Genomic DNA, 24,245 nt, shown 5'->3' on the forward strand with positions numbered 1-24,245 from the left:
TGCGTTATGAATACCATTGAGAATACGCCTCAAGAGGAACACCTATTTCCGTGCGAAAACTGTGGGGCAGACCTGCGGTTTTCTCCCAAAACAGGTGTGCTCACATGCAATCAATGCGGCTTCCAAGAAGACCGTGTGGAGCCCAAAACGACCATTCTTGAATTGGATTTCAAATCTGCTTTGGCAGATGCGCTGCCATCCGCCGAGATGGAAGAGAACCGCGTCACAAGTTGCCCCAATTGCGGGGCGCAGGTGGGGTTTGACGGAGAAAACCACGCATCCGAGTGCCCTTTTTGCGCCACTCCGGTTGTTGTTGATACTGGTTCTCACCGTCAGATTAAGCCAAGTGCTGTCCTCCCGTTTCAACTCGAAGAAACAACCGCCCACGATGCGATGTCTACATGGCTTGGACGGCTATGGTTCGCTCCGAATGGACTAAAAGCATATGCAAGAAAAGGGCGAAGAATGCAGGGAATATACGTTCCCTACTGGACATTTGATGCAGATACTAGGTCGCGGTATCGGGGCAACGTGGTACGGAGTATCAGACAACATCGACTCATTTTGAAAATGGAAAAAAAGTTCAACGCAACGTAACCAAGGTTCGATGGACCCCAGTATCAGGCCGCGTTTCGCGTCTTTTTGATGATGTTTTGGTGCTCGCCAGTAAAGCTTTGCCGACCCGTTATACACAGGCGTTGGAGCCATGGGATCTAAGCGGATTGGAACCGTTTCAAGCGTTTTACCTCGCGGGTTTCAAGGCAGAAGGTTACTCAATCGACTTGGAAAATGGATTCTCGTTTGCGCGAGAGAAAATGGATCGCCAGATTTTACGCGATGTGAAGTTTGATATCGGCGGGGATCGCCAACAGGTTGGCGCAATCGAAACCTCCGTTAGCGACGTAACTTTTAAACACATTCTTCTACCGGTTTGGCTCGCAGCCTATAAGTATCAAGGCAAAACATACCGTTTTGTTGTAAATGGCCAAACTGGCCGCGTAGAAGGCGAGAGGCCATATTCGGCATGGAAAATCGGATTTTCAGTCCTTTTGGCCTTGGGGCTCGCCGCAGTTTTTGGGTATTTTTACGCGCAGTCGACCTAACGCACTTCTAACCTTAAACACAGATTTTAAGTCGCGGAATTTTCACATAGGCTAATTGTGACTGAGCAGGCCTCAAGGGACAGTTTTCAATAACCTTTTTTGGCGGAGCGTAACCTCACTCAAATTCATGTTGTTCGGAAGGTTGATTTCGCGGTCTATTTCCACGCCCAGAGACCTGTGCTCTTTTCGACGGCATCGTTGAGTAGGCTGGCTTTCTACATCGTTTCACTCGCCAGATTTCTTTTGTGCCGCCACGAGGGTTTCAGACAAGATCTAACCAATGCCTTAATCCAAGCGCCATCTCCTGCACTGTTCTTATCTCCACGGAGCGCTTCCAACACCACAGCAGCCTTAAACTTGTCTGAAAAGTTCCACCGCTTCGTCATTCTCGTATCTATTCATTCGTGTTGGGTACACTTTAGCACGCTGTCCAGTTTTGCCGGACCACTTCAGTGGACCTGTCACGGTTTGATGCCGCTCCTTTGATAGCATTTACTGCAACGAAGGAGACTGAGCATGGGACTGAAACGAACAGACGAATTTAGGGAAGATGCGGTGCGGATCGCACTGACCAGTGGGCTTACCCAAAAGCAAGTGGCTGATGATCTTGGTGTCGGTGTGTCGACGCTGAACAAATGGATCACAGCGTACCGAGACACGGATGTGGTGCCGAAGGAGGATTTGGGACTGGCTCAGGAGAATGGCCGGCTTCGACGTGAGAACCGTATTCTCAAGGAGGAAAGGGACATCCTAAAAAAGGCCACGGTGTTCTTCGCGAGCCAAAAGCCGTGAGGTTTAGGTTCATTCATTGCCCGGCAGTCGATATGCAGTATCGATGAGAGGGGAAGAACACCAATCTGCATTTTCCATTGGACGTATGTGCCATGTCATGAATGTCAGCGCACGCGGCTTACGGGCGTTCCGTAACCGTCCAGCCAGTCGCAGGCAGCGGTCTGATATGGTCACGTTGGCCCACATCAAAGAACAATCCCGTCTCAGTCTTGGCAGCTATGGCAGGCCGCGCATGACTGAAGAACTGAAAGAAGTTGGTTTGGACATCGGGCATCGCCGCGTCGGCCGTTCCCCTCTCATTGATTGCTTTGCAACCAACTGCCGGTCAGTGGATGCGCCAGAACGGCATATCAGTGATCAGAACGCGGAAACACAAGGCAACGACGGACCACTGCCCGGCAGGGTATGCGCAGCATGCCCGAGAGGAGGCAATCATAAGTTCAACATCGCGCCTAACTTACTGGATCGGAACTTTGTCGCTGAGCAACCAAACCAGAAGTGGGCAGCTGACATCACCTATATTTGGACGCGAGAAGGCTGGCTCTATCTTGCTGTGATCTTGGATCTGCATTCGCGCCGAGTGGTCGGTTGGGCTCCCTCTCATCGATACTGCGTTTCGACTGTCGGGCAGTGGTTAGTAACCGAATGAAATGCGATCTGGCCATCCGGGCATTGAACATGGCAATAGCCTTTCGGGCACCACCCAAGGGCTGTTTCCATCACACGGACCGGGGCAGCCAATATTGTTCCCACGATTACCAGAAAATTCTGCGCCTGCATGGCTTCAAGGTATCGATGAGTGGCAAAGGGAATTGCTATGATAATGCGGCAGTGGAAACGTTCTTCAAAACCATCAAAGCTGAACTGATCTGGCGCGACACTTGGGAAACCCGCAGGCAGGCTGAGATGGCGATTTTTGAATACATCAATGGGTTCTACAATCCGCGACGGCGCCATTCAGCACTGGGATGGAAAAGTCCCGTCGCTTTCGAACGGAAAGTGGCTTAAACGAGCACTTGGGGCGGCATCAAACCGTGACAGGTCCACAGCTGTCCAAGGTCGGCGGAAAGTTCACATTTACCCCGAGGACTGCGGTCAGCTTGGAGGCAACTTGGAGCGCAGGTCAGTTGGCGTGAATCTAATACCACAATCGAACGCATTTAGGCAAAGACCGATGGGTTTATGAAAAACATTTATTGCTGACTAATGCAGAAAAAAAATCGACTCGAATTTTTACTGTTGCCCAATAATTAATTGGACAACAGTTTGCTTGTTTTCGAACTAAAAATCTTCCCAACTCTCAGCGGTTGAGGAAAGCACTTGGCCTCCATTCCCCACCATTCTTACATTCGCCGTTGGTTCTTCAGCTGGCCTTTGAACTTCGTTTTTTTGCATTTGAGGTGGTCTTCGAGCGGCCTCCCCCTCGCGAGATAAAAGGAATTGGGCCATAGTCGTCGCGAGGTTCTCAGCCTCGCTGGTCAATGCGTGACTTGCGGCAGTCGTTTCTTCAAACATTGCGGCGTTCTGTTGCGTGACCTGATCTAGTTGGTTGACTGCGATATTTATTTCCGCAAGGCCTCGAGATTGTTCATCTGCTGATACAGCAATTTCTCCTACATGTGTCGAGATTTCAGACACGCGATCAAAAATCCCCCTCAATGCATCACCCGTTTGATCAACGAGTTGCACACCTCGTTTTACATGCCCCTCACTGGCTGAAATGAGAGCATTAATCTCGCTCGCGGCTTGTGACGACCGTTGAGCAAGATCACGCACTTCGGTTGCCACTACTGCGAATCCTCGACCTGCGTCGCCCGCATTCGCCGCCTCAACACCTGCGTTCAGGGCCAAAAGGTTTGTTTGAAAGGCAATCTCGTCAATTACCGAGGTAATCTTTGAAATCTGTTGTGAAGAGCTTGCAATTTCGCTCATCGCTGCGACTGCTTCACGAACCACTTCACCGCTGGCCTCCGCATTATCACGCGCTTCGATTACCATTTTCCGCGCGATACCTGCCCCTTCCGCCGCTGAACTCACTGAGGATGTCATTTCATCTAGTGCAGCCGCGGTTTGCTCAAGGGTTGCTGCCTGGGTTTCGGTGCGTCGAGAAAGGTCGTCTGCCGCCTTGGAAATTTCGTTGGTTTCCCCCCGGATCATTTCAGAATTTTCAACAACACTCCCCATGGCTTTTCGCAAGGCGTCAATCGCTTCATTGAAGTCACTACGGAGTTGCTCGTACTGTGGTGAAAACTCTATTTCAATTGATGCTGTTAGGTCACCTTTGGACAAACTATTGAGACCCGCTCGTAGACCCTCGACAACCGCATCCTGTTCTTTAGTTGAGACCTTCCGCTGCTCTTCAGCTCTTTGGATTTCCCGTTGTGTGGTTGTGACATCTGTACCGATAAAGACCAGACGGTTCACATTTCCCTGTCGACCAGTTACGGGGCTAAAGCTTCCGTCAAAAATAAGGCTTTCACCAGAAGGGATGCTGCACTCAAACTGTCCAAAAAACGGCTTGCCTTTTGAAAGCGCGGGCCAGTAATCTCTTTCTTCGCCCGAAATCTCAGAAGTTTCCGCAAAAACATCACGGCAATGGTGGCCGAGAAGTTGAGTCTCTTCGCTCCCGTAAGAACTGCAGAAATTTTCGTTAGCTTTTACCAGCTCTCCGTCGGCGTTGAACTCCACACGCACTTGACTGGAATCCAACGATGTAAGGATTGCCTGATTCAGCCGTTCTTCCGTTACATCTTTCCATTCAATGACTCGACCAATCGAATTTCCATTAACGTCGACTACATCGTTGATCGATTGCTCCACACGGGTTTCGCCCATGACAATGTCGGATATATGTGGAAGATTGTCTGAATCCTCCGGAATACTTTCCGCCCCGCTACCTTCTCCGTGAAAAATCGAGAAATGTTTACCAACAATTTCCGACGGATTTAGCTTTTTGAGTTTGCTGGAAAGGTTCTCTTGGTTTGCCATCATAATCTTCGAAAAGGCACTGTTAATATAGTTAATCGTTAGGTCCTGATCTACCATCAGCATAGCAGAGGATGACGATTCAAATGCGGCCCCCTTAAACAAGCTCTCTCGAGACGTCGCTTCCGCCTCTAATAGGGTTGTCCTAAAGTCTTCGAGGGTTCGCGCGATGTCTCCGATTTCATCTTTGCGTTTGAGGTTTGGAACCTCGATTGTGTAATTTCCATGCGCAACATCATCCATCGCCGTGCGATGACGTACCAACGGCTTTGACAAAAAGCCACGCAGCAAAATCGAAACAATGACAAGAGCAACAAGGAACACTATCCCTGCTATGAGGTTTGTCTTTTTTTGAAGATCCGCTATGTGTGAGATCGCTGGATCTGGGCTCCAGAGCATAGCGACAACACCTACCACGCTGCTGTCCTTGCCAAATAGCGATGGGACCGCCACGTAAAACCCATCTCCAGCGGTCTCGATTTTACCCGTCTCCATCGCTTTCGTCGCTAAGTTTTTGAGATCTGAAACAGAAACTTCTTGTCCCAAGTATGTATACAAGACCTCCCCTTTTGCATCCAGAACGATAGCTTCCAACGCGGAGTCGCCAGAGGACTGAACTGCGCCCTGGATGATCGTTTCTAGAGCCTGCGGGTTTGCAAACCTTATCGAGCCCGCACTTTGAACTGCCGAAAAGGATGTGAGATTTATTGCGAGTTCCTTCGTATTTTCTCGAGCAACATTGTACTGGGCATCCAGCGATAACGCCGTCATTGTGCCTGCAACAGCGGCGGTGCAAAGGGCAACAATTGCGGAGACCCTAAAGAAAACCGTTCGCGTGGTGCCTTTAAGGTTCTTAAAAATAGATATCACTTTCATACCGGTTCCTCATTGAGACGATCTATTGGGGAAGTGCATGACGCTAGACGACCTAACTGCGCACTCTTGCCTTTTTGCTAATGGGAAACTCTTACAAGAAATTTAAAACTGGTCGCTTTTTTTGCCCAGCTTGAAAATAATTTCATTCAAATTGAAGTCAGTCTTCTTCAAACTCTTACTTTTCGCAACAAATCCAAACACCTAGCGCCATGGGGCATTTACTTTACGGTTTCAAAAGGAAAACTCTAGGTTTCCCTTGCAACTTCTGAAACAAGCATAGACAAATTAGGCGCGCCCGCATTGGCGCTTGTTGGTGTACTTAAGGGCATGAAAAGGCTCACATGGTTAAGAACATACAAAAGGGATCGGCCCTTTCTCTAAAGAGTAAATATGATCTGCGCACGCAATTTGGCGCTATCTGCTATCGCGTTGCAAATGGAAAAATCCAGATACTCTTGATCACAAGCCGACGCTCTCGCCTGTGGATTGTTCCCAAAGGCTGGCCAATCAACGGAAAAACACCCGCCCAATCGGCCGCCATTGAGGCGTGGGAAGAAGCGGGCGCGATCGGCGTTATGGGTGACGCTTGTATTGGCTTGTATTCGCATACTAAAAAGGCAACTAAGGGCGAAATCCTTCCGGTTATGGTTTCCCTTTTTGCCTTGCAGGTGAAGCGTACCGCGAAAAAGTTTCCCGAAAAAAGCCAGCGCAAACGTAAATGGGTGAGCCGTAAGAAGGCAGCAAGTATGGTTTCTGACCCTGAACTTGGAAAAATTCTGCGCGGTTTCACGCCAGAAAATTTCTAAATGCAGATTCAGGTGTTGTTTGGGATATTTACAAGGCCATGTTAACCTTGTTACGGCAAAACTAGTTTGCAGATAGCTTGAAAGGCCCGAAATGATCCGCTTTGCCCTGAAATGCGACCACGACCACTGTTTTGAGAGCTGGTTTCAATCTGGTTCTGCATTTGACAAGGTCAAATCGGCGGGAATGGTGTCGTGCCCAGCCTGCGGCTCAACGGATGTCGTCAAAACTTTGATGTCCCCTCAGGTTCAAACGGCGCGCAAGGCGACCAAGGAGGGTGAGACGCCACAGACAGACGCTTCATCCCTTCCGGTACCGTCGGATAAATCTGAGTTTTTCCAAAAACCGTCAAAAGAACTTGAGGCCAAAATTGCCGCACTAAAGGCCCATGTCGAGGCCACCTCAGACTACGTTGGCAAGAATTTCGCCAAAGAAGCGCGCGCGATGCATGAAGGCGACACCCCAGAGCGCACAATCTATGGCGAGGCAAATATGGCAGAAGCCCTGTCGTTAATCGAAGACGGCATAAGCGTGGCTCCCCTCCCCTTTATTCCCGCGCGTAAGACAAATTAGGGGCAAACGGCACTCATTTAGCGTAATAATCGCCACTGAACGCCCCTTCTGACCCTTCCCCGCTTGCGCTGAACCAAACTTCCTCATAAGACACCAGCGGTTTAACCCTAAAGGAGCATCCATGCCTCTTCTGGTCATGAAATTTGGCGGCACGTCCGTTGCCACCCTCGATCGCATCCGCCGCGCCGCAAAGCGTGTTGGCGTCGAAGTCGCGAATGGCTATGACGTCATCGTCATTGTTTCGGCGATGTCCGGCAAAACGAATGAGCTTGTCGGGTGGGTTCGCGAGACCTCCCCTATGTTTGACGCGCGTGAATATGATGCCGTTGTCAGTTCGGGTGAGCAGGTCACGGCGGGGCTTATGGCCCTCACGCTTCAGGAAATGGATGTTCCGGCGCGCAGTTGGCAAGGCTGGCAAGTTCCGGTCAAAACGACGTCTGCGCATAGCGCCGCCCGCATCGAAGACATTCTCACCGAGAACATCAACGGAAAATTCGCCGAAGGTATGCGCGTTGCAGTTGTTGCTGGCTTTCAAGGCGTGAGCCCTGAGGGGCGGACGACGACGCTTGGACGCGGTGGTTCGGACACAACCGCTGTGGCGTTTGCTGCGGCCTTTGGCGCGGAGCGCTGCGATATTTATACCGATGTGGATGGCGTCTATACTACCGATCCCCGCATCAGTTCCAAGGCACGCAAACTCGACAAAATCGCCTTTGAAGAAATGCTCGAACTGGCGTCACTGGGCGCCAAGGTCCTTCAGACCCGCTCTGTGGAATTGGCCATGCGCTATAAAGTGAAATTGCGCGTCCTTTCGAGCTTTGACGAACAAACAGACACATCCGGCACCCTAGTGTGCGACGAGGAGGAAATCATGGAAAGCAATGTAGTATCAGGCGTCGCCTATAGCCGCGACGAAGCTAAAATGACCTTGATTTCGGTTGCGGACCGTCCGGGTATTGCCGCCGCGATCTTTGGGCCACTGTCCGAAGCGGGCGTCAACGTCGATATGATTGTTCAGAACATATCCGAGGAAGGCCGCACGGATATGACCTTTTCCTGTCCTACCGAAGACGTCCTGCGGGCCGAAAACGCGATGGCAACCGCCAAGGCTGGGGGCCACATCAATTATCATGATTTGGTCGCGGACACGGATGTCGCGAAAGTCAGTGTCGTTGGCATCGGTATGCGCTCACACGCGGGTGTCGCCGCCAAAATGTTCGGCGCTCTCAACTCAGAGGGGATCAATATTAAGGTCATCACAACCTCCGAGATCAAAATATCTGTGCTGATTGACCGAAAATATATGGAACTTGCGGTCCAAGCCCTGCATGATGTTTTTGAATTGCACAAATCACCATAATTAAGGGGCCAAATGCCCAATTTATCAGGAAAGTCCACCCAAAGTGAGAGCCGAAAGCTGCTTGGGCGGCTTCGCGAGGCATTGGCAGAGGATTCCGAAGGTCAAAAACGTCTCGACCGGATCACGAGTTTAATCGCGGATTCGATCGCTACTGAAGTGTGTTCGATCTATTTGTTTCGGGACCAAGACACTTTGGAACTTTGCGCGTCCGAGGGTTTGAAAGCAGAAGCGGTCCACCAAACGCGGCTACGCCTAGGCGAAGGCCTCGTGGGGCGCGTGGCTAAAAGCGGTAGTATCGTCAACTCCGCCAACGCCCCCAGCGAGCGTGGGTTTCGCTTTATGCCAGAAACGGGGGAGGAAATTTACTCCAGCTTCCTTGGGATTCCAGTGCAACGATTGGGCGAAACACTCGGGGTTTTGGTCGTCCAATCCAAGGACGCTCGGAGCTATTCGGAAGACGAAGTTTACGCCTTAGAAGTTGTGGCAATGGTTCTCGCTGAAATGGCCGAACTTGGGGCCTTCGTGGGCGACGGCGCAGCCCTCTCGGCCCGCCATCAACACCCGGTTATGATCCGCGGCGGCGTCGGCCAAGAAGGCACCGCAGTTGGCAATGTCTACTTGCACGAGCCGCGCGTCGTGGTCACAAACCCAATTGCCGACGACCCGCAGGCCGAAGAAATACGTCTGGATGCGGCCGTAGATACCTTGCGCGTCTCCGTGGACGAATTGCTGCTCGGTGCGGTACAAGGGGACAAAGAACAGTTGCAGGTCCTTGAAACCTATCGGATGTTCGCCAATTCCAAAGGGTGGATGCGGCGCATCAAGGAAGACATCTCGCGTGGACTGTCTGCCGAAGCTGCGGTTGAAAAAGAACAGTCCACCGCCCGTACGCGGATGAGCCAAGTGCCCGACGCCTACTTGCGCGAGCGCCTGCACGATTTAGACGACCTCTCAAATCGGCTGCTTAGAATCCTAACGGGGCAAGGCAAAGATACCGGCGCGGAGATGCCACAAAATGCTGTGCTGGTCGCACGAAATATCGGCCCCGGTGAACTGCTGGAATACGGCAGATCGCTTCGAGGTATTGTCCTAGAGGAAGGTTCTGTGGGCAGCCACGCGACCATTATTGCCCGCGCCCTTGCGATCCCTTTGATTATCAACGCCAGCCGCATCACGACCGAAGCCCTCAATGGCGATTATATCCTTGTGGATGGCGAGCAAGGCATCGTTCATTTGCGTCCAGACGATTCCGTCAAAGCTGCGTTTCATGACAAAATTGCAATGCAAACAACCGCTGCGGAGCGCTATTCGTCCATCCGTGACAAGCCGGCAATAACGCTCGATGGCACTGAAATTCGTCTATCGATGAACGCAGGGCTGATGGCAGATTTACCATCTCTTGAGAGCTCGGGCGCGCAGGGTGTCGGGCTTTTTCGTACCGAGTTGCAGTTCCTCGTCCGCAATAAAATGCCGCGGCGTGGTGAACTTGTTGAGCTGTATAAACGCGTCTTGAACGCGGCTGACGGGCAGCGGGTGAACTTCCGAACGCTTGATATTGGGTCTGACAAAGTGCTGCCCTACATGAAGCCACAGGATGAGCCAAACCCCGCTATGGGTTGGCGTGCAATCCGCCTTGGGCTCGACAAACCTGGCGTCATGCGCATGCAGCTGCAGGCGTTCATCCGTGCCTGCGAAGGGCGTCCCTTGACGGTGATGTTCCCGTTTGTGGCGCAATTCGATGAGTATATTCAGGCGCGCGAGATTTTTGAGAAGGTACTCGAAAACGAAGCCCGTTTGGGACATATTCTTCCAGAGCGCGTCGAAATTGGCGCGATGCTGGAAACCCCTTCATTGGCGTTTGCGCCGGAGCAATTCTTTGAAATGTGCGACTTTATTTCCGTGGGCGGGAATGATCTCAAACAGTTTTTCTTTGCTGCCGACCGCGAGAACGAACGGGTTCGCAAACGCTATGACACGTTGAACGTAAGCTTTTTAAGTTTCTTGGAGGGGATCGTCGAACGCTGTGTTGCCTCGGGAACTCCTATATCCTTTTGCGGCGAAGATGCTGGTCGCCCTGTCGAGGCCCTTTGCTTTGCGGCTATGGGATTTCGCGCCCTCTCGATGCGCCCTGCTTCCATTGGTCCGGTGAAAAACCTGTTGCGGCGCGTTGACCTCGCGGAAGCAAAATCGGTTATCGACGCGGCACGCGCCTCTGGTGCGCAATCTGTTCGACCTGCCGTAGTAGAGTGGATCTCCAACCTTTAAGCTGGAAAACCAATATCTCTGGCGCCATTTTTTACGAGTATTTTTTGTTTGGAGATCGCCTGTGATTGGGCCTCTTATTTTTGCGTGTATTGTCGCGGGTCTCGCGGCCATTGCAGCCCTGTTGAACGGCAGCACTCTCTTGGGTGCATTTATCGTTTATTCGGGAACAGGCGCGGTGACGGTACTTTGCGTCGCGCTCTTAATGTACACTTTGCCGCGACTGCGCAGACTTTTCGGTTTGCAAAACGACTAGACCATATGAGCGTTTTGCGGCGGTGACATACTAAGTGCCGCAGTGTCTTCTCGACGGACTGGAAAGTTTGAAGGAGGAAACAAATGGAAAAGACAGTTTACGTAGGTTTAGATGTCCACGCGGATACAATCGCGGTTGCCCTGGCAGATGAAGGTCGTGGCGGCGAGATGCGGTTTTATGGAACAATTGTCAATTCAGCAGACACTGTATTACGGCTGACCAAAACGCTGAGCCGCGATGGTAAAATCCCAACATTTTGCTATGAAGCGGGCCCTTGTGGTTATGGCTTGCATCGGCATCTAACGAGGCTGGGGTTTGAATGCGCCGTTGTTGCGCCAGCCCTAATACCGCGCAAAGCGGGCGACCGAATTAAGACAGATCGACGTGATGCCGAAATGTTGGCACGGCTTTGGCGTGCCGGGGAACTCACGCCAATCTGGACGCCAGACGAAGAACAAGAGGCCATGCGGGATCTCATCCGCACTCGTAAACAAACGGTGGACGCCTTGAAGGTGGCCAAACAACAGCTCCTGAGCTTTCTGTTACGTCATGGCCTTCGGTACAGGAACGGCAGCTATTGGACGAAGCGGCACCGCCGATGGCTGGCCGAATTGCGTAAGTTTCCATATCCGCACCAGCAGATCGCCTTCGAGGAGCTCAAACGTGCCATCGACCAGATCGAGGCACGTATTGCAACGCTGGACCAAACAATCGAAACGGCCATCAAAAGCTGGCGTTTTGCCCCGGTCGTGGATGCGCTTCGGGCGTTGCGCGGCATAAATACGACAATCGCGGCGACCGTTGTGGCTGAGATTGGGGATATCACCCGCTTCGAGAATCCTCGCCAACTCATGGCCTGGTTGGGATTGGTGCCAAGCGAGCATTCCAGCGGATCGACCATCCGGCGCGGTCGATTGACCAAAACAGGCAATGCGTTAGCCCGAACAATGTTGGTCGAAGCAGGGTGGTCATACAGGCATCCGCCAAAGGAAGGGCACCCTTATCTCAAACGATCCGCGCACCTGCCACAGCAGATCAAGGACATTGGCTGGAAGGCACAGACCCGTCTGTGTAAACGGTATCGGCATCTAAGCCGCGCAGGAAAACCCCAGCCCCGTGTGATCGCAGCAATCGCCCGCGAATTGGCTGGTTTCGTTTGGGACATCGCCCGGAAAACGCCGCTCCCCACCTGAGCACAGAGACAACAGACTGCCTGTGCAGAACGCTGGAGATGGCAGCCAATGATAGGTGAACCCTCGGCGTACGTTGGGATAGATATCCGTTCTTAGAGAGAGGCAAGCCCGCATCGAATATGGTCAGGCGGCAACCAACCCGCGGATGAGAGCATGATAACCATCGGTTCGAGCTGACGTCTCCAGCGCCATGCACAGGCTACATATTTTGACCATCCCGCGTCAGTGGGGTAGTATAATCGTGTCGAGAAGATCAAAAACGCTCATGAGAGACGTATTTGCAAACCTCCCCCACACACATATCCCACGCGCCCGACGTCAGCGAATAGCCCAGCACACGCGCAGGGTTGCTTGGTGCTGGCATGACAACGTCTGGCAAGATGTCAAAGCCAAAGCGCTGATAATACGGCAGATCCCCGACAAGGAGCACCCGCTCCCATCCGGCGACGCGTGCCAAATCTAGGCTGGTGCGCATCAGTAAGTCGCCCAAGCCTTCGCCCTGCCGAGTCGGATGAACCGCAATCGGGCCTAGGAGTAAGGCCGCCTTCGGGCCGACTAAAACGGGCCAGTACCGGATCGCCGCGGCAAGGGTGTTATCGGTGTCCCGCACCACAAGGGAAAACTCTGCAACTTGCGAAACGCCTTCACGCAATCGGTAGGACGACAGCGCCTCGCGCCCTGGCGCAAAGCACAGATCGTAAAGCGCCTCAACTTCCCACAGGTCCGCCGGTTTTTCTTGTTCAATCCTGTACACGCGGCGCTCCGAAAATGGGTTCTGATGCGAACCTGCTCTTTTTCTCTGGCAACGCCACTAGCACAGCGTTACCTCTTGTTCAAACACAAGAAAGGCCGCCAATGTTTTATGAACCTAAAAATGGGCATGGTTTCCCGCATAACCCATTTAATGCCCTTGTCACGCCCCGCCCCATTGGATGGATTTCCACGCGGGACAGAAACGGAAACGACAACCTCGCGCCTTACTCGTTTTTCAACGCGGTCGCCTATGAACCACCACAGGTTATGTTTGCATCAACGAGCGCAAAGGATGACCGCGACGGCACAAAAGACAGCGTTGCCAACATTCGCGAGACGGGTGTTTTCTGTGTAAACATCGTTGAATATGCCATGCGCGACGCGATGAATGTGACCTCGGGAAGCTATGCAAAAGACGTCGACGAATTTTCCCTCGCGGAGCTTGAAAAAGCGGAATGTTCAGTTATTTCGGCCTCACGTGTCGCCCTTGCCCCGGCGAATTTGGAATGCAAACTGACCAAGATCGTTCAATTACCTGGTGAAGCCAACTTCGCGGTTTTCGGTGAGGTTGTGGGGGTGCATTTGCGCGATAGTTGCCTTGTGGACGGTGTTTTTGATGTTTCCACATTCAGCCCACTCGCGCGGCTGGGGTATAAAGACTACGCGCGTGTTGAAACGATTTTCAGTCTCAAACGTCCCGGCGAAGAATAGGAATTTTGATATGCGCGACACGATGATTGGTGTGATTGGCGGCTCTGGCCTGTATGAAATTGACGGGCTTGAGAACGCGGAATGGACGCGTGTTGAAACGCCTTGGGGCGAGCCGAGTGATGCCGTTTTGACGGGCATTTTGGATGGTGTCAAAATGGCCTTTTTACCGCGCCATGGACGTGGGCACCGCCTTAGCCCGACAACCGTACCGTATCGGGCAAATATTGACGCATTGAAACGCATTGGTGTTACGGATGTGATCTCGGTTTCGGCCTGTGGCAGTTTCCGCGAAGAGATGGCCCCGGGTGATTTCGTGATTGTGGATCAATTCATTGACCGCACCTTCGCGCGTGAAAAATCGTTCTTTGGCACCGGTTGCGTCGCGCATATTTCCGTCGCCCTTCCCACCTGCCCGCGCCTCTCAGCGGCCTGCCTCACGGCGGCAAAAGATCAAGGGATCACTGTCCATGACGGCGGCACGTATTTGGCGATGGAGGGGCCGCAATTCTCGACGCTCGCAGAAAGTAAAATGTACCGCGAAAGCTGGGGCGCAGACGTGATCGGCATGACAAATATGCCCGAAGCAAAACTCGCCCGCGAGGCCGAACTCTGCTATGCGTCCGTCGCGATGATCACCGATTACGACAGCTGGCATCCCGATCATGGCGAGGTCGACGTCACCCAAATCATCCAAACATTGATGGGCAATGCAACCAAAGCGCGCGGCTTGGTCGCACGCCTGCCCGTCCTCTTGGGAGCACAGCGCGACGATTGTGAACATGGCTGTGACAAGGCACTGGAATACGCCATTCTCACGGCCCCCGACGCAAGGGACCCAGCCCTTGTGGCCAAGCTCGACGCCGTCGCAGGCCGCGTCCTCAACCGATAGTCTCGCCCCCCTTTTTTCGAAAGCAGAATGGACAAAACGATGCAAAAAAAGACCGTTCAAGACTACATTCGTACGATTGTTGATTTCCCGCACGAGGGCATCCTTTTTCGCGATGTCACAACCCTTTTTGCCGACCCACGCGGGTTTCGCATGGCGGTAGACCAAATGCTGCATCCCTATGCGGGCATGCGGATCGACAAGGTGGTTGGACTTGAGGCACGCGGATTTATCCTTGGTGGCGCGATTGCACACCAGCTTTCGGTCGGCTTTGTGCCCGTGCGTAAAAAGGGCAAACTTCCTGGTACCACGATCAGCGAAGAATACTCGCTGGAATACGGCGAAGCGATTGTGGAAATTCATGATGACGCCATCAAACCAGGGGAAAAAATCCTTCTGGTGGATGACCTGCTTGCGACAGGTGGTACCGCCGAAGCCGGAATTAAGCTGATCGAACGTTTAGGGGGCGAAATCGTGAGCTGTGCGTTTGTCATCGACCTTCCCGACCTTGGTGGACGTAAAAAGCTCGAAAAAATGGGTATGGATGTCACATCGATTTGTGAATTTGGCGGACTGTAATTGTCTCTCGAAGTAAGAGATTATTAAAATCTCAGTCTTAGACCCATGCTTGTCAGTTGGGAGCAGATGGCCTTTGCTTACATGTTCCGATCAACGCCTTGTCGTTCGTGGCGGGGCGTTGATCTTTTTGTTACACGTTCAAACTGCCGATGACGGCTCCGGGATTCATGATTCCGTTCGGATCAAGGGCCGTTTTGATCGCCCGCATCGCCGCGAGTTTTCCCGGATCACCATAATGTGCCAAGTCCTTGGCCTTCAGGCGTCCAATTCCGTGTTCGGCACTGATGGAGCCGCCCATTTCGCTCACCAAATCATGCACACAGCGCTGAATATCATCACGTATAGCATCGTATTCGTGGCGGTCGCGCCCGCGTGCGGGGAAGGCATTGAAATGCAGGTTCCCATCACCGAGATGTCCAAAACAATTCACCCGCATATCGCCAAGCTTTGCAAGACGCGCGAGCCCTTCGGTGACAAAGGCCGCGATACTTCCAAGCGGCAGAGAAACATCATGCGAGACAATGGAGCCAATCGCCTTATTGGCTTGGGGAATCCGCTCTCGGACCTCCCAAAACTGGCGCCGCTGTGCTTCGTTTTGTGCGATAGCTCCGTCCGAAATCAATCCCGCCGCATGCCCTTCCTCAAACAAGCGCTCGAGCAAAGCGTCCGGATCACGCCCTCTTGCAGTTCCTAGGTCAATCAGAACCATCCACTCTGGTTTGTTCTCAAAGGGTTGCCGAACATCCGGTAGCTTCTCTGAAAGGAACTCAAGGCCCGTTTTGTGAATGAGTTCAAAGGCAGAAACTTCGCTCGGTGCAATGGTTTGTGCGAGATTAAGCAAGGCGAGCGCCGCCGTCGGATCCTCTACAACAAAAACCCCCGTGCCGTTTTCGGCGGGACGCGGGTAAAGTTTTAGCGCGGCGGCAGTAATCACGCCCAATGCGCCCTCGGAACCGATCATCAAATTGCGCAAATCAAACCCCGTGTTGTCTTTGCGCAAGCGCGTCAGCCCGTTCCAAATTTGCCCCGAGGGAAGCACCACTTCGAGCCCCAAACACAAATCGCGCGTATTTCCGTATCGCAACACATTCAAACCGCCCGCATTTGTCGCCAAATTACCGCCAATACGGCACGATCCTTCGGAAGCAAGGGACAGTGGGAACAAACGATCCACAGCTTGTGCCGCAGATTGCACATTGGCCAGAATCGCGCCGGCTTCAGCGATAAGGACGTTCTCTTGCGGGTAAGTTGCCCGAATTTGGGTCATACGTTCAAGCGAGAGAATGAGAGGTAGGGGCCCTTGGGGGGCAACTTGCCCGCCAACCAAACCCGTCCCGCCACCGAAAGGAATAACGCCAATCCGCGCCGCATTGCAGGCGGTGATGATCTTGGAAACCTCCTCTACCGTGCTTGGCGTGGCGACATGTGTGCCCAAACCTATATAGCGACCACGCGGCTCCTCCACGTCGGCAGGTGTGGCAAGGCGCAGGGCCTTATCGGGCAACATCGCAGACAGCTTCTCGACGAAATCATTGGTGAGCGGATTGAGCATAGGTCCTCCTAACGTACGCCGGTTCTCCCCGACGATCGCCCCGTAGATTGGCATATAGAACATGGTTGCGCCAGCGTCCCGCGATCTGAAGGTAGCTTTGCGCGACCCCTTCATACTTGAAACCTGACTTCTCTAAGACGCCCCGCGACGCGACATTTTCAGGAAGGCAGGCCGCCTCAATGCGCGACAAATCGAGTGTGGAAAACGCGTAGTGACTTAGGGCCTCGATGGCCTCGCGCATGTAGCCTTGGCGCGCGTATTCTTCGCCAACCCAATACCCAAGTGTGCCAGATTGCGCGGGGCCACGGCGAATATTATCCAAAGTGACCGCCCCCAAAATCTCTCCCGATTGGCGCAAGGTTAGAAACAATGGCAACGCGGTTCCCGTCGTGACAGCGCGTTGTGCCCAATAAACACGATTGGTAAAGGCTTTACGCGTCAAATGATCCGCCGCCCACGCGGGTTCCCATTGTGATAGGTGAGATTGGCTGTTGTGACGCAATGCGGCCCAGTTTCGGTAATCCGAATGTTGTGGCAGTCGAAGCGTCATGCGCTCCGAATCCACCAGAACTTTTCTACGCTTAAAAAGCATCAGCCAACCAAACGCCCACGGATACCCTCGATTGAAACCGATTTCGCGTTTGGCCCATAGGTGGCCAGTGAAATCCGCGCATTTTCGGCCATTTCACGGGCCATATCGGCGACACCTTGCCGTGAAACCGCATCAATTTTAGTAACGGTTTCGGACAAGCTTGGGACACGGCCCCAAATTGAAATCATTCGCGCAAGGCGTTCTGCGCGGCTTGACGGGCTTTCGAGGCCCATGAGCATTCCGGCCTTCATTTGTGTTCGCGCACGATCGATTTCGCGTTCCGACATGTCCTCGGCGGCGCGACGAATTTCGCTCACGGTGATTTCGGCCAATTCGGGCAATTTTTCGCCAGACGTACCCGCATAAATCGTGGTTGAGCCGCCGTCCGAAAATGCGCCCGCCTGGGCGAAAATCGTATAGCAAAGGCCCCGTTTCTCGCGGACTTCTTGGAACAGGCGGCTCGACATTCCGCCGCCCAGCGTCGAGGCAAGGACTTGGCTGGTGTAAATCGCGTCGTCCGTATAGCTGGGTCCGTCGAAATTAAGCGCGAAATGCGCTTGCTCAAGATCCTTCTCAACACGAGTCTCGCCACCCTTAAAGGTTGCCGTGACTTCCTGAGCGCTGTCCCGATTTGGCAGATGGCCAAAAAGCGCGGTCGCGGCTTCAACGAGGGCCGCGTGATCGACCTCCCCTGCTGCCGACAGGATCATTTGTGCGGGACCGTAACGTTCCTTCACAAATCCAACCAGATCGTCACGGGTGAAATTCTTCACGCGCTCTTCGGGGCCTAGGATCGTTCTTCCGATCGGCTGGTCCGGATAGGAAACATTCTGAAGCCAGTCGAAAATCACATCATCCGGTGTATCAAGCGCTTGGCCGATTTCTTGCAAAATCACGCCACGCTCAATCTCGATTTCTTCGGGGGAAAACGTCGGGTTGAGCAGAATATCGGAAATAACATCAAGGCCAAGGGGCACGTCCTGCCCCAAAACACGCACGTAATAGGCTGTCATTTCACGGCTGGTATAGGCATTGATATAGCCGCCCACATCCTCGATAGCTTCAGCTATTTCGAGGCTACTGCGCGTTGTCGTGCCTTTGAATGCCATATGCTCAAGAAAATGCGCGATGCCGTTTTGCTCAAGCCGCTCGTGGCGACCGCCAGCCATCACCCAAATGCCGATGCTCGCGCTTTTAAGTCCGGGCATGTTTTCAGAAACAATGCGAAACCCGTTATCGAGAGTTGTAAGTTGGCTGGTCAAAGAGCGCGCCTTTCGTGAACCAACGCCATAAGCGCGGCCAAATCATTTGGAACGCGGGTCACGCGTTCGGGTTTGTTGCCGAGATCTGCCATATGAGCGGGCAACGTAGGATGAACACCGCAGGCCGCCTCGACGGCTGCGGGGAATTTAGCGGGATGTGCCGTTGAGAGCGTGATCATGGGAACCGATCCCAGATGCTCTTTTGCGACCTTAACCGCAACGGCCGTGTGCGGGCAAAGGACGTGGCCCGTTGTGGCGGCCATTTCCTTGATCGTTGCGGCACATTCTTCCTCGGAAGCGCGGCCAGAGGTGAAGGTTTCGCGCAGGCCTTCGAGTGGGCCTTGCGAGATTTTAAAGCCGCCTGATTTCAACTCTTCCATCAGTTGCGCCACGGCATTGCCATCGCGACCATACATATCAAACAACGCGCGCTCGAAATTACTGGAGACTTGAATGTCCATGCTGGGGCTGCTGCTTGGGATCGTCTCGGCCTTGGTGTAGGCGCCAGTTACCAAGGTGCGGTGCAGAATGTCGTTTTGGTTTGTCGCAATCACGAGTTCGCGAATAGGCAGGCCCATTTTCTTGGCAATGTAGCCTGCAAAAATATCACCGAAATTGCCGGTCGGAACCGTAAAGGAGACTTCGCGATATGGCGCGCCGAGCGCCACAGCTGATGAAAAATAATAGACGACCTGAGCCAGAACTCGTGCCCAATTGATCGAATTCACTCCCGCGAGCTTGACGCCTTCGCGGAAGTCAAAGTCGTTGAACATGTCTTTGAGGCGGGCTTGGCAATCATCAAAATCACCGTCCATCGCGAGGGCGTGGACGTTGCTCTCGGTGGGGGTGGTCATTTGGCGACGTTGAATCTCCGACACGCGGCCGTGCGGGAACAGAATAAAAACGTCGACATTGCTGAGGCCTTTAAAGGCTTCGATTGCCGCGGACCCTGTGTCGCCCGATGTGGCCCCAACGATAGTTACACGCTTGCCTGAACGGCTCAAGGACGCTTGAAACAATTGCCCGATGAGTTGCATCGCGAAGTCTTTGAAGGCGAGTGTCGGGCCGTGGAACAATTCGAGTAGAAAGTGGTTTTGATCCAACTGCACCAAGGGCGCGCGCGCGGAGTGGCGAAAACCTGCGTAAGCCCGTGCAATGATCGCTTTGAATTCGTCGTCCGTGAAGGCGTCCCCAATGAAGGGGCGCATCACCGCGAAAGCGATTTCTTCGTAGGATTTGCCCGCAAGGGCCGCGATGTCGTCTGGCGACATGACAGGGATTTCCGCAGGCACAAAAAGGCCACCGTCCCGCGCAAGGCCAGTCATCATCGCATCTTCAAAACTCAGTTCGGGCGCTTGGCCCCGTGTCGAAATATAGTGCATTTTTCTCTCGCCTCTAGACGGTTCTCTGCCTGATACGCCACAGAAGGAACGCTGTCATCCCAAACCATACCAACGCCAGCCCAAACCACGTCACAACATACTCCAAATGTTTGTTTGGGATGCCCGCCGAGTCGACAGGGAACGGGGTCGTGACCAAATTTGGCTCTGTTGACGTGCGCTGCACAAGCATGACAGGTTCGGTGTTAAGGGCTTCGGCCATGGCTGGAATATCGCGCCCAAACCAGATGCCTGCTTTGAGGTCTGGCTGCGGGGTCGCGTTACTGATTTCATCGGGCCAAAGCAAATTACCGACAATTTCGGCCTCAACGGCGGGGCGGGGCGCGTTTTTCGCTGAAATCGCAACGAAACCACGATCCAATAGTACGCGACGTCCGTCGGCCATTTCCAGCGGCGCAATCACCCGATAACCTGGACCAATTTTTTGAACGCTGGCTAAGATGGTAATTTCCTGAGGACCGATAACGCCTTTGGCCTGCACGGGGAGGAACTGATCCGTAGCCTCGTTCGCGTTTAGCGGAATATCAACGGGTTCGGACAGTATTTTCGCATCAATCGCGGTCAACACTTCTGTTTTCCACGTTAGACGTTGGAGCTGCCACGTCCCAAGCGCGCACAGAATCGCGGTGCCAATCAAACCAAAGATCAAAGGGATGAGCATTTTGCGGCGCATGGAGTGCAACCTCATTTCTTAAAACTGGAAAGGCGCGGACGATGCCCGCGCCTTTTTTATTTTGTAACGGCGCCGTTAAGCCCCCGTCAAATTTAGCCGCCCCAAACGTAGACCGCTGCGAAGAGGAAGAGCCACACAACGTCCACAAAGTGCCAGTACCAAGCAGCAGCTTCGAAGCCGACATGGCTTTCTGGCGTGAAGTGACCCTTGAGAGCGCGGATCAAACAAACGCCCAAAAAGATTGTTCCGATGAGAACGTGGAAACCGTGGAAACCCGTCGCCATAAAGAAGTTCGCGCCGTAGATATTGCCCGAGAACGCGAAGGCCGCGTGGCTATATTCATAAATTTGGAACACAGTGAACAACGCACCAAGACCAATTGCCAGAGCAAGGCCAGTTACGAGGTCTTTGCGGTTATTTTCATGTGCGAGCGCGTGGTGCGCCCAAGTCGCTGCGGCACCGGAGCACAGGAGGATCAACGTATTGATCAGCGGCAAATGCCAAGGATCAAATGTTTCGATACCAATGGGAGGCCAAACGCCATCAATCGCAGGGTAATCTGGGCCCATTGGATAGATCGCGGCCTTGAAGAAGCTCCAAAACCATGCAGCAAAGAACATAACTTCGGACATGATGAACATGATCACGCCATAGCGCAGACCGATTTTAACAACCGGCGTGTGGTCGCCTTGTTGGGCTTCGATCACCATCTCGCTCCACCACGCGTACATAACGTAAAGGACGCCCGCGAGGCCGATGAAGAACATGAACGGAGTGATATCACTCATCCACATAACCGCACCGAAAAGCATAATGAAGCCCGATAATGCGCCCAAGAGCGGCAGGATCGAAGGGTTGAGAATGTGGTAGTCGTGATTTTTAGCGTGTGCCATGGGGATCCCCTGTTTGGGACTTAGTTAACATTAGCCGCGGGTGTGGTCGAGAGGTTCGCCACATCTTCAGGCAGTTCGGTTTCGTAGAACGTATAGGACAGGGTTATGTGATGCACGTATTTTGCATCCCTGTCCGTAACGATTTCGGGATCGACGTAAAAGCTGACCGGCATCATGACGGTTTCGCCCGGTTGCAACACCTGTTCGGTGAAGCAAAAACAATCGATTTTCGTGAAAAAGCCACCCGCTTCATAGGGGGCAACATTATAGGCGGCGGTTCCCGCGATAACGCGGTCGGTCGGATTTGTGGCCTCATAGAACGCAAGGCCCGTTTCACCGATACGGATTTCCATTTCCCGAACAACGGGTTTGAATTCCCACGACATGCCGCCAGCCACATTGCCGTCAAACCGAATGGTAATGGTTTGATCAAGTATCTCGTCAGAGCCAGCCGCGGCAACGCCCGTGGTGCCGCCAAAGCCTGTGACTTTGCAGAACCAGCTGTAAAATGGCACCGAGGCCCATGCGAGAGCGCCCATGATGACCACCACGCTTACTGCTTGTGCGGCCGTTTTATGGGTGTTTTTCATCGCCATCAGTTAGTGCCCCCTGTTACCGGCTCTAAGGTCCGGCTCGGCGTGTGGTCATAGGCTTCGACCGGTTCGCCGCGCTGCACTTTGGCCAGTGTCAGGGCAAAAACGATAACGACGAATGCCAGTAAAAGCCCACCGACGCCGTAGTTGCGGCCTTGGCGGCGCTGGTGAAGTTCGTGCTCAACGTGCGGTGCCATTATAGGATCGCTCCCCAGGTAGGGCCCACGGCGGATTGCACCAAGAGGGCTGTGAAATGCAGAAAGAGGTAGTAAAGCGACAAGCGGAAGAATTTACGCTCGCTTTGGTATTTGTCAGCTTCCGCGTCGGCTTCTTGGCGTTTCCAAAGGCCAAAAGCTCCCCAGATAAACATGAAATTCAGGACGGCAGATACCGCAAAGTAAATTGGACCGCCAATGGAGGTAAAACTAATGCTCAACGCAACAGGGGCGAGCAAAAGCGTATAGACCAAAATATGGTTTCGGGTGGATTTACGGCCATGGGTTACCGTTAGCATCGGCACTTTGGCCTTGGTGTAATCGTCATTCATAAACAACGCGAGCGCCCAGAAATGCGGCGGCGTCCACATAAATATAATCGCAAACATCAGAATGGATTCGATGGAAATACCACCGGTCGCAACCGCCCAGCCAATCATCGGAGGGAAGGCACCAGCGGCCCCGCCAATCACGATGTTTTGAGGCGTCCAACGCTTGAGCCAAATGGTATAAATCACAACGTAAAAGAAGATCGTAAAGGCCAGCAGCGCGCCAGCAAACACATTGCCCGCAAGTCCCAGCATGACAACGGCAATGCCCGAAAGCGCCATGCCGATGCCCAACGCCTCGCCTTCGGCGACTTTGCCTGAGGGAATGGGGCGACCTTGGGTGCGTTTCATCACGCGATCAATATCGGCGTCCCACCACATATTCAGCGCGCCAGAAGCCCCGCCGCCTAGCGCAATAAAGAGAATAGAGGTGAAAACCACAAAAGGATGCACGGGATTAGGCGCAACCAACACGCCAACGAGGGCTGTAAAAACAACCAGCGACATCACCCGTGGTTTCAGCAGGGCAACAAAGTCACCGAAACCGGCTTCGCCTGTATCGGCGGAGGTATGAGGCTGGAGGCTTGCGTCGCTCATGTGGGTTTCCTTGGGGCAGATCTTGGTAGGTCAATGGCTCTGCGGCGTCCTGTACGGACACCGCAAAATCGCTCGAATAGGTTGGTCTAGTTGCTTGAGGCAACCGTAAGAGGCAGCGGGATACCCGCATATTCTTCGATCGCGCCAAGGAGCCATTCGTCATAAACTTCTTGGCTCACAACCTTAACCGTAATCGGCATGTAGGAGTGGTCTTTGCCGCACAACTCGGAGCACTGGCCAAAATACACGCCTTCTTTTTCCGCAGCAAACCAAAGTTCCGCAAGACGGCCAGGGACCGCATCTTGTTTCACGCCAAATGCAGGAACAGTCCAACTGTGGATCACGTCAGCACCTGTCACCTGAACAACAATCGTTTTGTTCACAGGGATCACAAGCGCAGTTGTTGTCGCCAAGAGGAACTCGTCGGGGAATAGCCGTGACGCTCAAGCATAGCATCCATAGCAGCATCGCGCACATATGGGGTCACGTCGCCGTCTTCTTCTTCCAAAGACGCGGGCTGGCCGAGCATGTAGCTGTCGAATTCAACACCGTGGTCCACGTATTCGTAGGTCCAAAACCATTTATTCCCAGTGGCTTTGATCGTGATGTCCGCAACTGGAATGGTTTGTTGTTTAAACAGAACGGGCAACGAGAACGCGCCGATAAAGACCAAGATCACGATAGGTACAAGGGTCCACGCAACTTCAAGGGGTGAGTTATGTGTGAATGTCGCGGGATTTGGGTTGCGTTTGGCAGAGTAGCGAAATGCGATCCAGAGGATCAAACCCGTTACGAAAATCACAATAGCTGTGATGATATAGAGAATCATGCCATCGAGCCATTGAAGCTCGCGCGCAACCTCGGTCGCGGCGAATTGAAAGCCTGTAGCTTTGTCGACAGGTTTGCCGATAACTTCTAGATTGCCCAATGCATCTTGAGCATTTGCTGCGCTGGCGAACGCTAGCATCGAAGCTGAGAGGCCTGAAATCTTGGTCAAAAATCGCAT

General features: G+C 53.2%; 20 protein-coding genes and 3 pseudogenes. 11 read left to right on the forward strand and 12 right to left on the reverse strand.

Annotation, left to right across the window (positions count from 1 at the left end; all coding sequences use genetic code 11):
- Nucleotides 1–6: 6 nt before the first annotated feature.
- Both RC74_RS02340 and RC74_RS02350 read left to right on the forward strand, forming a co-directional pair.
- A pseudogene (locus RC74_RS02340) lies at nucleotides 7–1,103 on the forward strand (TFIIB-type zinc ribbon-containing protein).
- 516 nt (nucleotides 1,104–1,619) lie between these two features.
- A pseudogene (locus RC74_RS02350) lies at nucleotides 1,620–2,903 on the forward strand (IS3 family transposase).
- A 273-nt stretch (nucleotides 2,904–3,176) separates the two neighbouring features.
- On the opposite strand, the gene RC74_RS02355 reads toward RC74_RS02350, so the two are convergent.
- On the reverse strand, nucleotides 3,177–5,756 hold the full coding sequence (locus RC74_RS02355; RefSeq protein ID WP_052274942.1) for a methyl-accepting chemotaxis protein: 2,580 nt from the start codon (nucleotides 5,754–5,756) through the stop codon (nucleotides 3,177–3,179).
- Nucleotides 5,757–6,097: 341 nt separating this feature from the next.
- Here RC74_RS02355 and RC74_RS02360 point away from each other — a divergent pair, with 341 nt between their 5' ends.
- From RC74_RS02360 to RC74_RS02385, 6 genes are all read left to right on the forward strand, one after another.
- The gene (locus RC74_RS02360) at nucleotides 6,098–6,562 is read left to right on the forward strand and encodes an NUDIX hydrolase (protein ID WP_039003207.1); all 465 of its coding nucleotides are present in this window, start codon (nucleotides 6,098–6,100) and stop codon (nucleotides 6,560–6,562) included.
- A 91-nt stretch (nucleotides 6,563–6,653) separates the two neighbouring features.
- Nucleotides 6,654–7,133 (forward strand): DUF1178 family protein, encoded by a 480-nt coding sequence (locus RC74_RS02365; protein WP_039003208.1) that lies wholly within the window; start codon nucleotides 6,654–6,656, stop codon nucleotides 7,131–7,133.
- Nucleotides 7,134–7,254: 121 nt separating this feature from the next.
- Nucleotides 7,255–8,493, forward strand: a complete 1,239-nt coding sequence (locus RC74_RS02370) for an aspartate kinase (RefSeq protein WP_039003209.1) — start codon at nucleotides 7,255–7,257, stop codon at nucleotides 8,491–8,493.
- A gap of 12 nt (nucleotides 8,494–8,505) precedes the next feature.
- Entirely contained in the window at nucleotides 8,506–10,758 is a 2,253-nt protein-coding gene (gene ptsP, locus RC74_RS02375) for a phosphoenolpyruvate--protein phosphotransferase (protein WP_062628117.1), read from the forward strand.
- Nucleotides 10,759–10,819: 61 nt separating this feature from the next.
- The gene (locus tag RC74_RS02380) at nucleotides 10,820–11,011 is read left to right on the forward strand and encodes a hypothetical protein (protein ID WP_039003213.1); all 192 of its coding nucleotides are present in this window, start codon (nucleotides 10,820–10,822) and stop codon (nucleotides 11,009–11,011) included.
- Between the two features lie 83 nt (nucleotides 11,012–11,094).
- On the forward strand, nucleotides 11,095–12,204 hold the full coding sequence (locus RC74_RS02385; RefSeq protein ID WP_039003212.1) for an IS110 family RNA-guided transposase: 1,110 nt from the start codon (nucleotides 11,095–11,097) through the stop codon (nucleotides 12,202–12,204).
- A 253-nt stretch (nucleotides 12,205–12,457) separates the two neighbouring features.
- Here RC74_RS02385 and RC74_RS02390 read toward each other — a convergent pair whose 3' ends face one another.
- Complete coding sequence (locus tag RC74_RS02390; protein ID WP_039001462.1) at nucleotides 12,458–12,958, reverse strand: GNAT family N-acetyltransferase; 501 nt, start codon at nucleotides 12,956–12,958, stop codon at nucleotides 12,458–12,460.
- A 101-nt stretch (nucleotides 12,959–13,059) separates the two neighbouring features.
- On the opposite strand from RC74_RS02390, the gene RC74_RS02395 reads away from it, so the two are divergent.
- Genes RC74_RS02395 through RC74_RS02405 form a run of 3 tightly spaced genes read left to right on the forward strand, consistent with a single transcriptional unit; the run spans nucleotide 13,060 to nucleotide 15,133 of the window.
- Nucleotides 13,060–13,668, forward strand: coding sequence for a flavin reductase family protein (locus tag RC74_RS02395; RefSeq protein WP_039001533.1), 609 nt, complete (start codon nucleotides 13,060–13,062; stop codon nucleotides 13,666–13,668).
- A gap of 10 nt (nucleotides 13,669–13,678) precedes the next feature.
- A complete protein-coding gene (locus RC74_RS02400) occupies nucleotides 13,679–14,557 on the forward strand; it encodes an S-methyl-5'-thioadenosine phosphorylase (RefSeq protein WP_039001463.1) in 879 nt (292 codons plus the stop codon).
- 39 nt (nucleotides 14,558–14,596) lie between these two features.
- Nucleotides 14,597–15,133, forward strand: a complete 537-nt coding sequence (locus RC74_RS02405; protein WP_039001534.1) for an adenine phosphoribosyltransferase — start codon at nucleotides 14,597–14,599, stop codon at nucleotides 15,131–15,133.
- Nucleotides 15,134–15,263: 130 nt separating this feature from the next.
- On the opposite strand, the gene RC74_RS02410 is transcribed toward RC74_RS02405, so the two are convergent.
- From RC74_RS02410 to coxB, 10 genes and pseudogenes are all read right to left on the reverse strand, one after another.
- Nucleotides 15,264–16,685 (reverse strand): FAD-binding oxidoreductase, encoded by a 1,422-nt coding sequence (locus RC74_RS02410; RefSeq protein ID WP_039001464.1) that lies wholly within the window; start codon nucleotides 16,683–16,685, stop codon nucleotides 15,264–15,266.
- Entirely contained in the window at nucleotides 16,663–17,277 is a 615-nt protein-coding gene (locus RC74_RS02415) for a GNAT family N-acetyltransferase (protein WP_062628118.1), read from the reverse strand. The genes RC74_RS02410 and RC74_RS02415 overlap by 23 nt, the downstream gene beginning before the upstream one ends.
- Entirely contained in the window at nucleotides 17,277–18,539 is a 1,263-nt protein-coding gene (locus RC74_RS02420; RefSeq protein WP_039001466.1) for a M16 family metallopeptidase, read from the reverse strand. The genes RC74_RS02415 and RC74_RS02420 overlap by 1 nt, the downstream gene beginning before the upstream one ends.
- Nucleotides 18,536–19,921 (reverse strand): threonine synthase, encoded by a 1,386-nt coding sequence (gene thrC / locus RC74_RS02425; protein ID WP_039001467.1) that lies wholly within the window; start codon nucleotides 19,919–19,921, stop codon nucleotides 18,536–18,538. Before thrC ends, RC74_RS02420 begins: the two co-directional genes overlap by 4 nt.
- A 13-nt stretch (nucleotides 19,922–19,934) precedes the next feature.
- Nucleotides 19,935–20,612 (reverse strand): SURF1 family protein, encoded by a 678-nt coding sequence (locus RC74_RS02430; RefSeq protein ID WP_039001468.1) that lies wholly within the window; start codon nucleotides 20,610–20,612, stop codon nucleotides 19,935–19,937.
- A 92-nt stretch (nucleotides 20,613–20,704) separates the two neighbouring features.
- Nucleotides 20,705–21,505 carry a cytochrome c oxidase subunit 3 gene (locus RC74_RS02435; protein WP_039001469.1) on the reverse strand — a complete coding sequence of 267 codons (801 nt, stop codon included), beginning with the start codon at nucleotides 21,503–21,505 and terminating at the stop codon, nucleotides 20,705–20,707.
- A 20-nt stretch (nucleotides 21,506–21,525) separates the two neighbouring features.
- Nucleotides 21,526–22,101, reverse strand: coding sequence for a cytochrome c oxidase assembly protein (locus RC74_RS02440; RefSeq protein WP_039001470.1), 576 nt, complete (start codon nucleotides 22,099–22,101; stop codon nucleotides 21,526–21,528).
- On the reverse strand, nucleotides 22,101–22,295 hold the full coding sequence (locus RC74_RS02445) for a hypothetical protein (RefSeq protein ID WP_039001471.1): 195 nt from the start codon (nucleotides 22,293–22,295) through the stop codon (nucleotides 22,101–22,103). Before RC74_RS02445 ends, RC74_RS02440 begins: the two co-directional genes overlap by 1 nt.
- The gene (cyoE, locus tag RC74_RS02450; RefSeq protein ID WP_039001472.1) at nucleotides 22,295–23,239 is read right to left on the reverse strand and encodes a heme o synthase; all 945 of its coding nucleotides are present in this window, start codon (nucleotides 23,237–23,239) and stop codon (nucleotides 22,295–22,297) included. Before cyoE ends, RC74_RS02445 begins: the two co-directional genes overlap by 1 nt.
- Before the next feature lie 86 nt (nucleotides 23,240–23,325).
- Nucleotides 23,326–24,245 (reverse strand): annotated as a pseudogene (gene coxB / locus RC74_RS02455) (cytochrome c oxidase subunit II).

It is taken from the genome of Falsihalocynthiibacter arcticus (assembly GCF_000812665.2).
Taxonomy (GTDB): Bacteria; Pseudomonadota; Alphaproteobacteria; order Rhodobacterales; family Rhodobacteraceae; genus Falsihalocynthiibacter; species Falsihalocynthiibacter arcticus.

Excerpts from the sequence above, each read along its gene's own strand:
- RC74_RS02355 (WP_052274942.1), bottom strand. The coding sequence starts at position 5,756 with ATGAAAGTGATATCTATTTTTAAGAACCTTAAAGGCACCACGCGAACG.
- RC74_RS02360 (WP_039003207.1), top strand. The coding sequence starts at position 6,098 with ATGGTTAAGAACATACAAAAGGGATCGGCCCTTTCTCTAAAGAGTAAA.
- RC74_RS02365 (WP_039003208.1), top strand. The coding sequence starts at position 6,654 with ATGATCCGCTTTGCCCTGAAATGCGACCACGACCACTGTTTTGAGAGC.
- RC74_RS02370 (WP_039003209.1), top strand. The coding sequence starts at position 7,255 with ATGCCTCTTCTGGTCATGAAATTTGGCGGCACGTCCGTTGCCACCCTC.
- ptsP (WP_062628117.1), top strand. The coding sequence starts at position 8,506 with ATGCCCAATTTATCAGGAAAGTCCACCCAAAGTGAGAGCCGAAAGCTG.
- RC74_RS02385 (WP_039003212.1), top strand. The coding sequence starts at position 11,095 with ATGGAAAAGACAGTTTACGTAGGTTTAGATGTCCACGCGGATACAATC.
- RC74_RS02395 (WP_039001533.1), top strand. The coding sequence starts at position 13,060 with ATGTTTTATGAACCTAAAAATGGGCATGGTTTCCCGCATAACCCATTT.
- RC74_RS02400 (WP_039001463.1), top strand. The coding sequence starts at position 13,679 with ATGCGCGACACGATGATTGGTGTGATTGGCGGCTCTGGCCTGTATGAA.
- RC74_RS02405 (WP_039001534.1), top strand. The coding sequence starts at position 14,597 with ATGCAAAAAAAGACCGTTCAAGACTACATTCGTACGATTGTTGATTTC.
- RC74_RS02410 (WP_039001464.1), bottom strand. The coding sequence starts at position 16,685 with ATGCTCAATCCGCTCACCAATGATTTCGTCGAGAAGCTGTCTGCGATG.
- RC74_RS02415 (WP_062628118.1), bottom strand. The coding sequence starts at position 17,277 with ATGCTTTTTAAGCGTAGAAAAGTTCTGGTGGATTCGGAGCGCATGACG.
- thrC (WP_039001467.1), bottom strand. The coding sequence starts at position 19,921 with ATGCACTATATTTCGACACGGGGCCAAGCGCCCGAACTGAGTTTTGAA.
- RC74_RS02430 (WP_039001468.1), bottom strand. The coding sequence starts at position 20,612 with ATGCGCCGCAAAATGCTCATCCCTTTGATCTTTGGTTTGATTGGCACC.
- RC74_RS02435 (WP_039001469.1), bottom strand. The coding sequence starts at position 21,505 with ATGGCACACGCTAAAAATCACGACTACCACATTCTCAACCCTTCGATC.
- RC74_RS02440 (WP_039001470.1), bottom strand. The coding sequence starts at position 22,101 with ATGGCGATGAAAAACACCCATAAAACGGCCGCACAAGCAGTAAGCGTG.
- RC74_RS02445 (WP_039001471.1), bottom strand. The coding sequence starts at position 22,295 with ATGGCACCGCACGTTGAGCACGAACTTCACCAGCGCCGCCAAGGCCGC.
- cyoE (WP_039001472.1), bottom strand. The coding sequence starts at position 23,239 with ATGAGCGACGCAAGCCTCCAGCCTCATACCTCCGCCGATACAGGCGAA.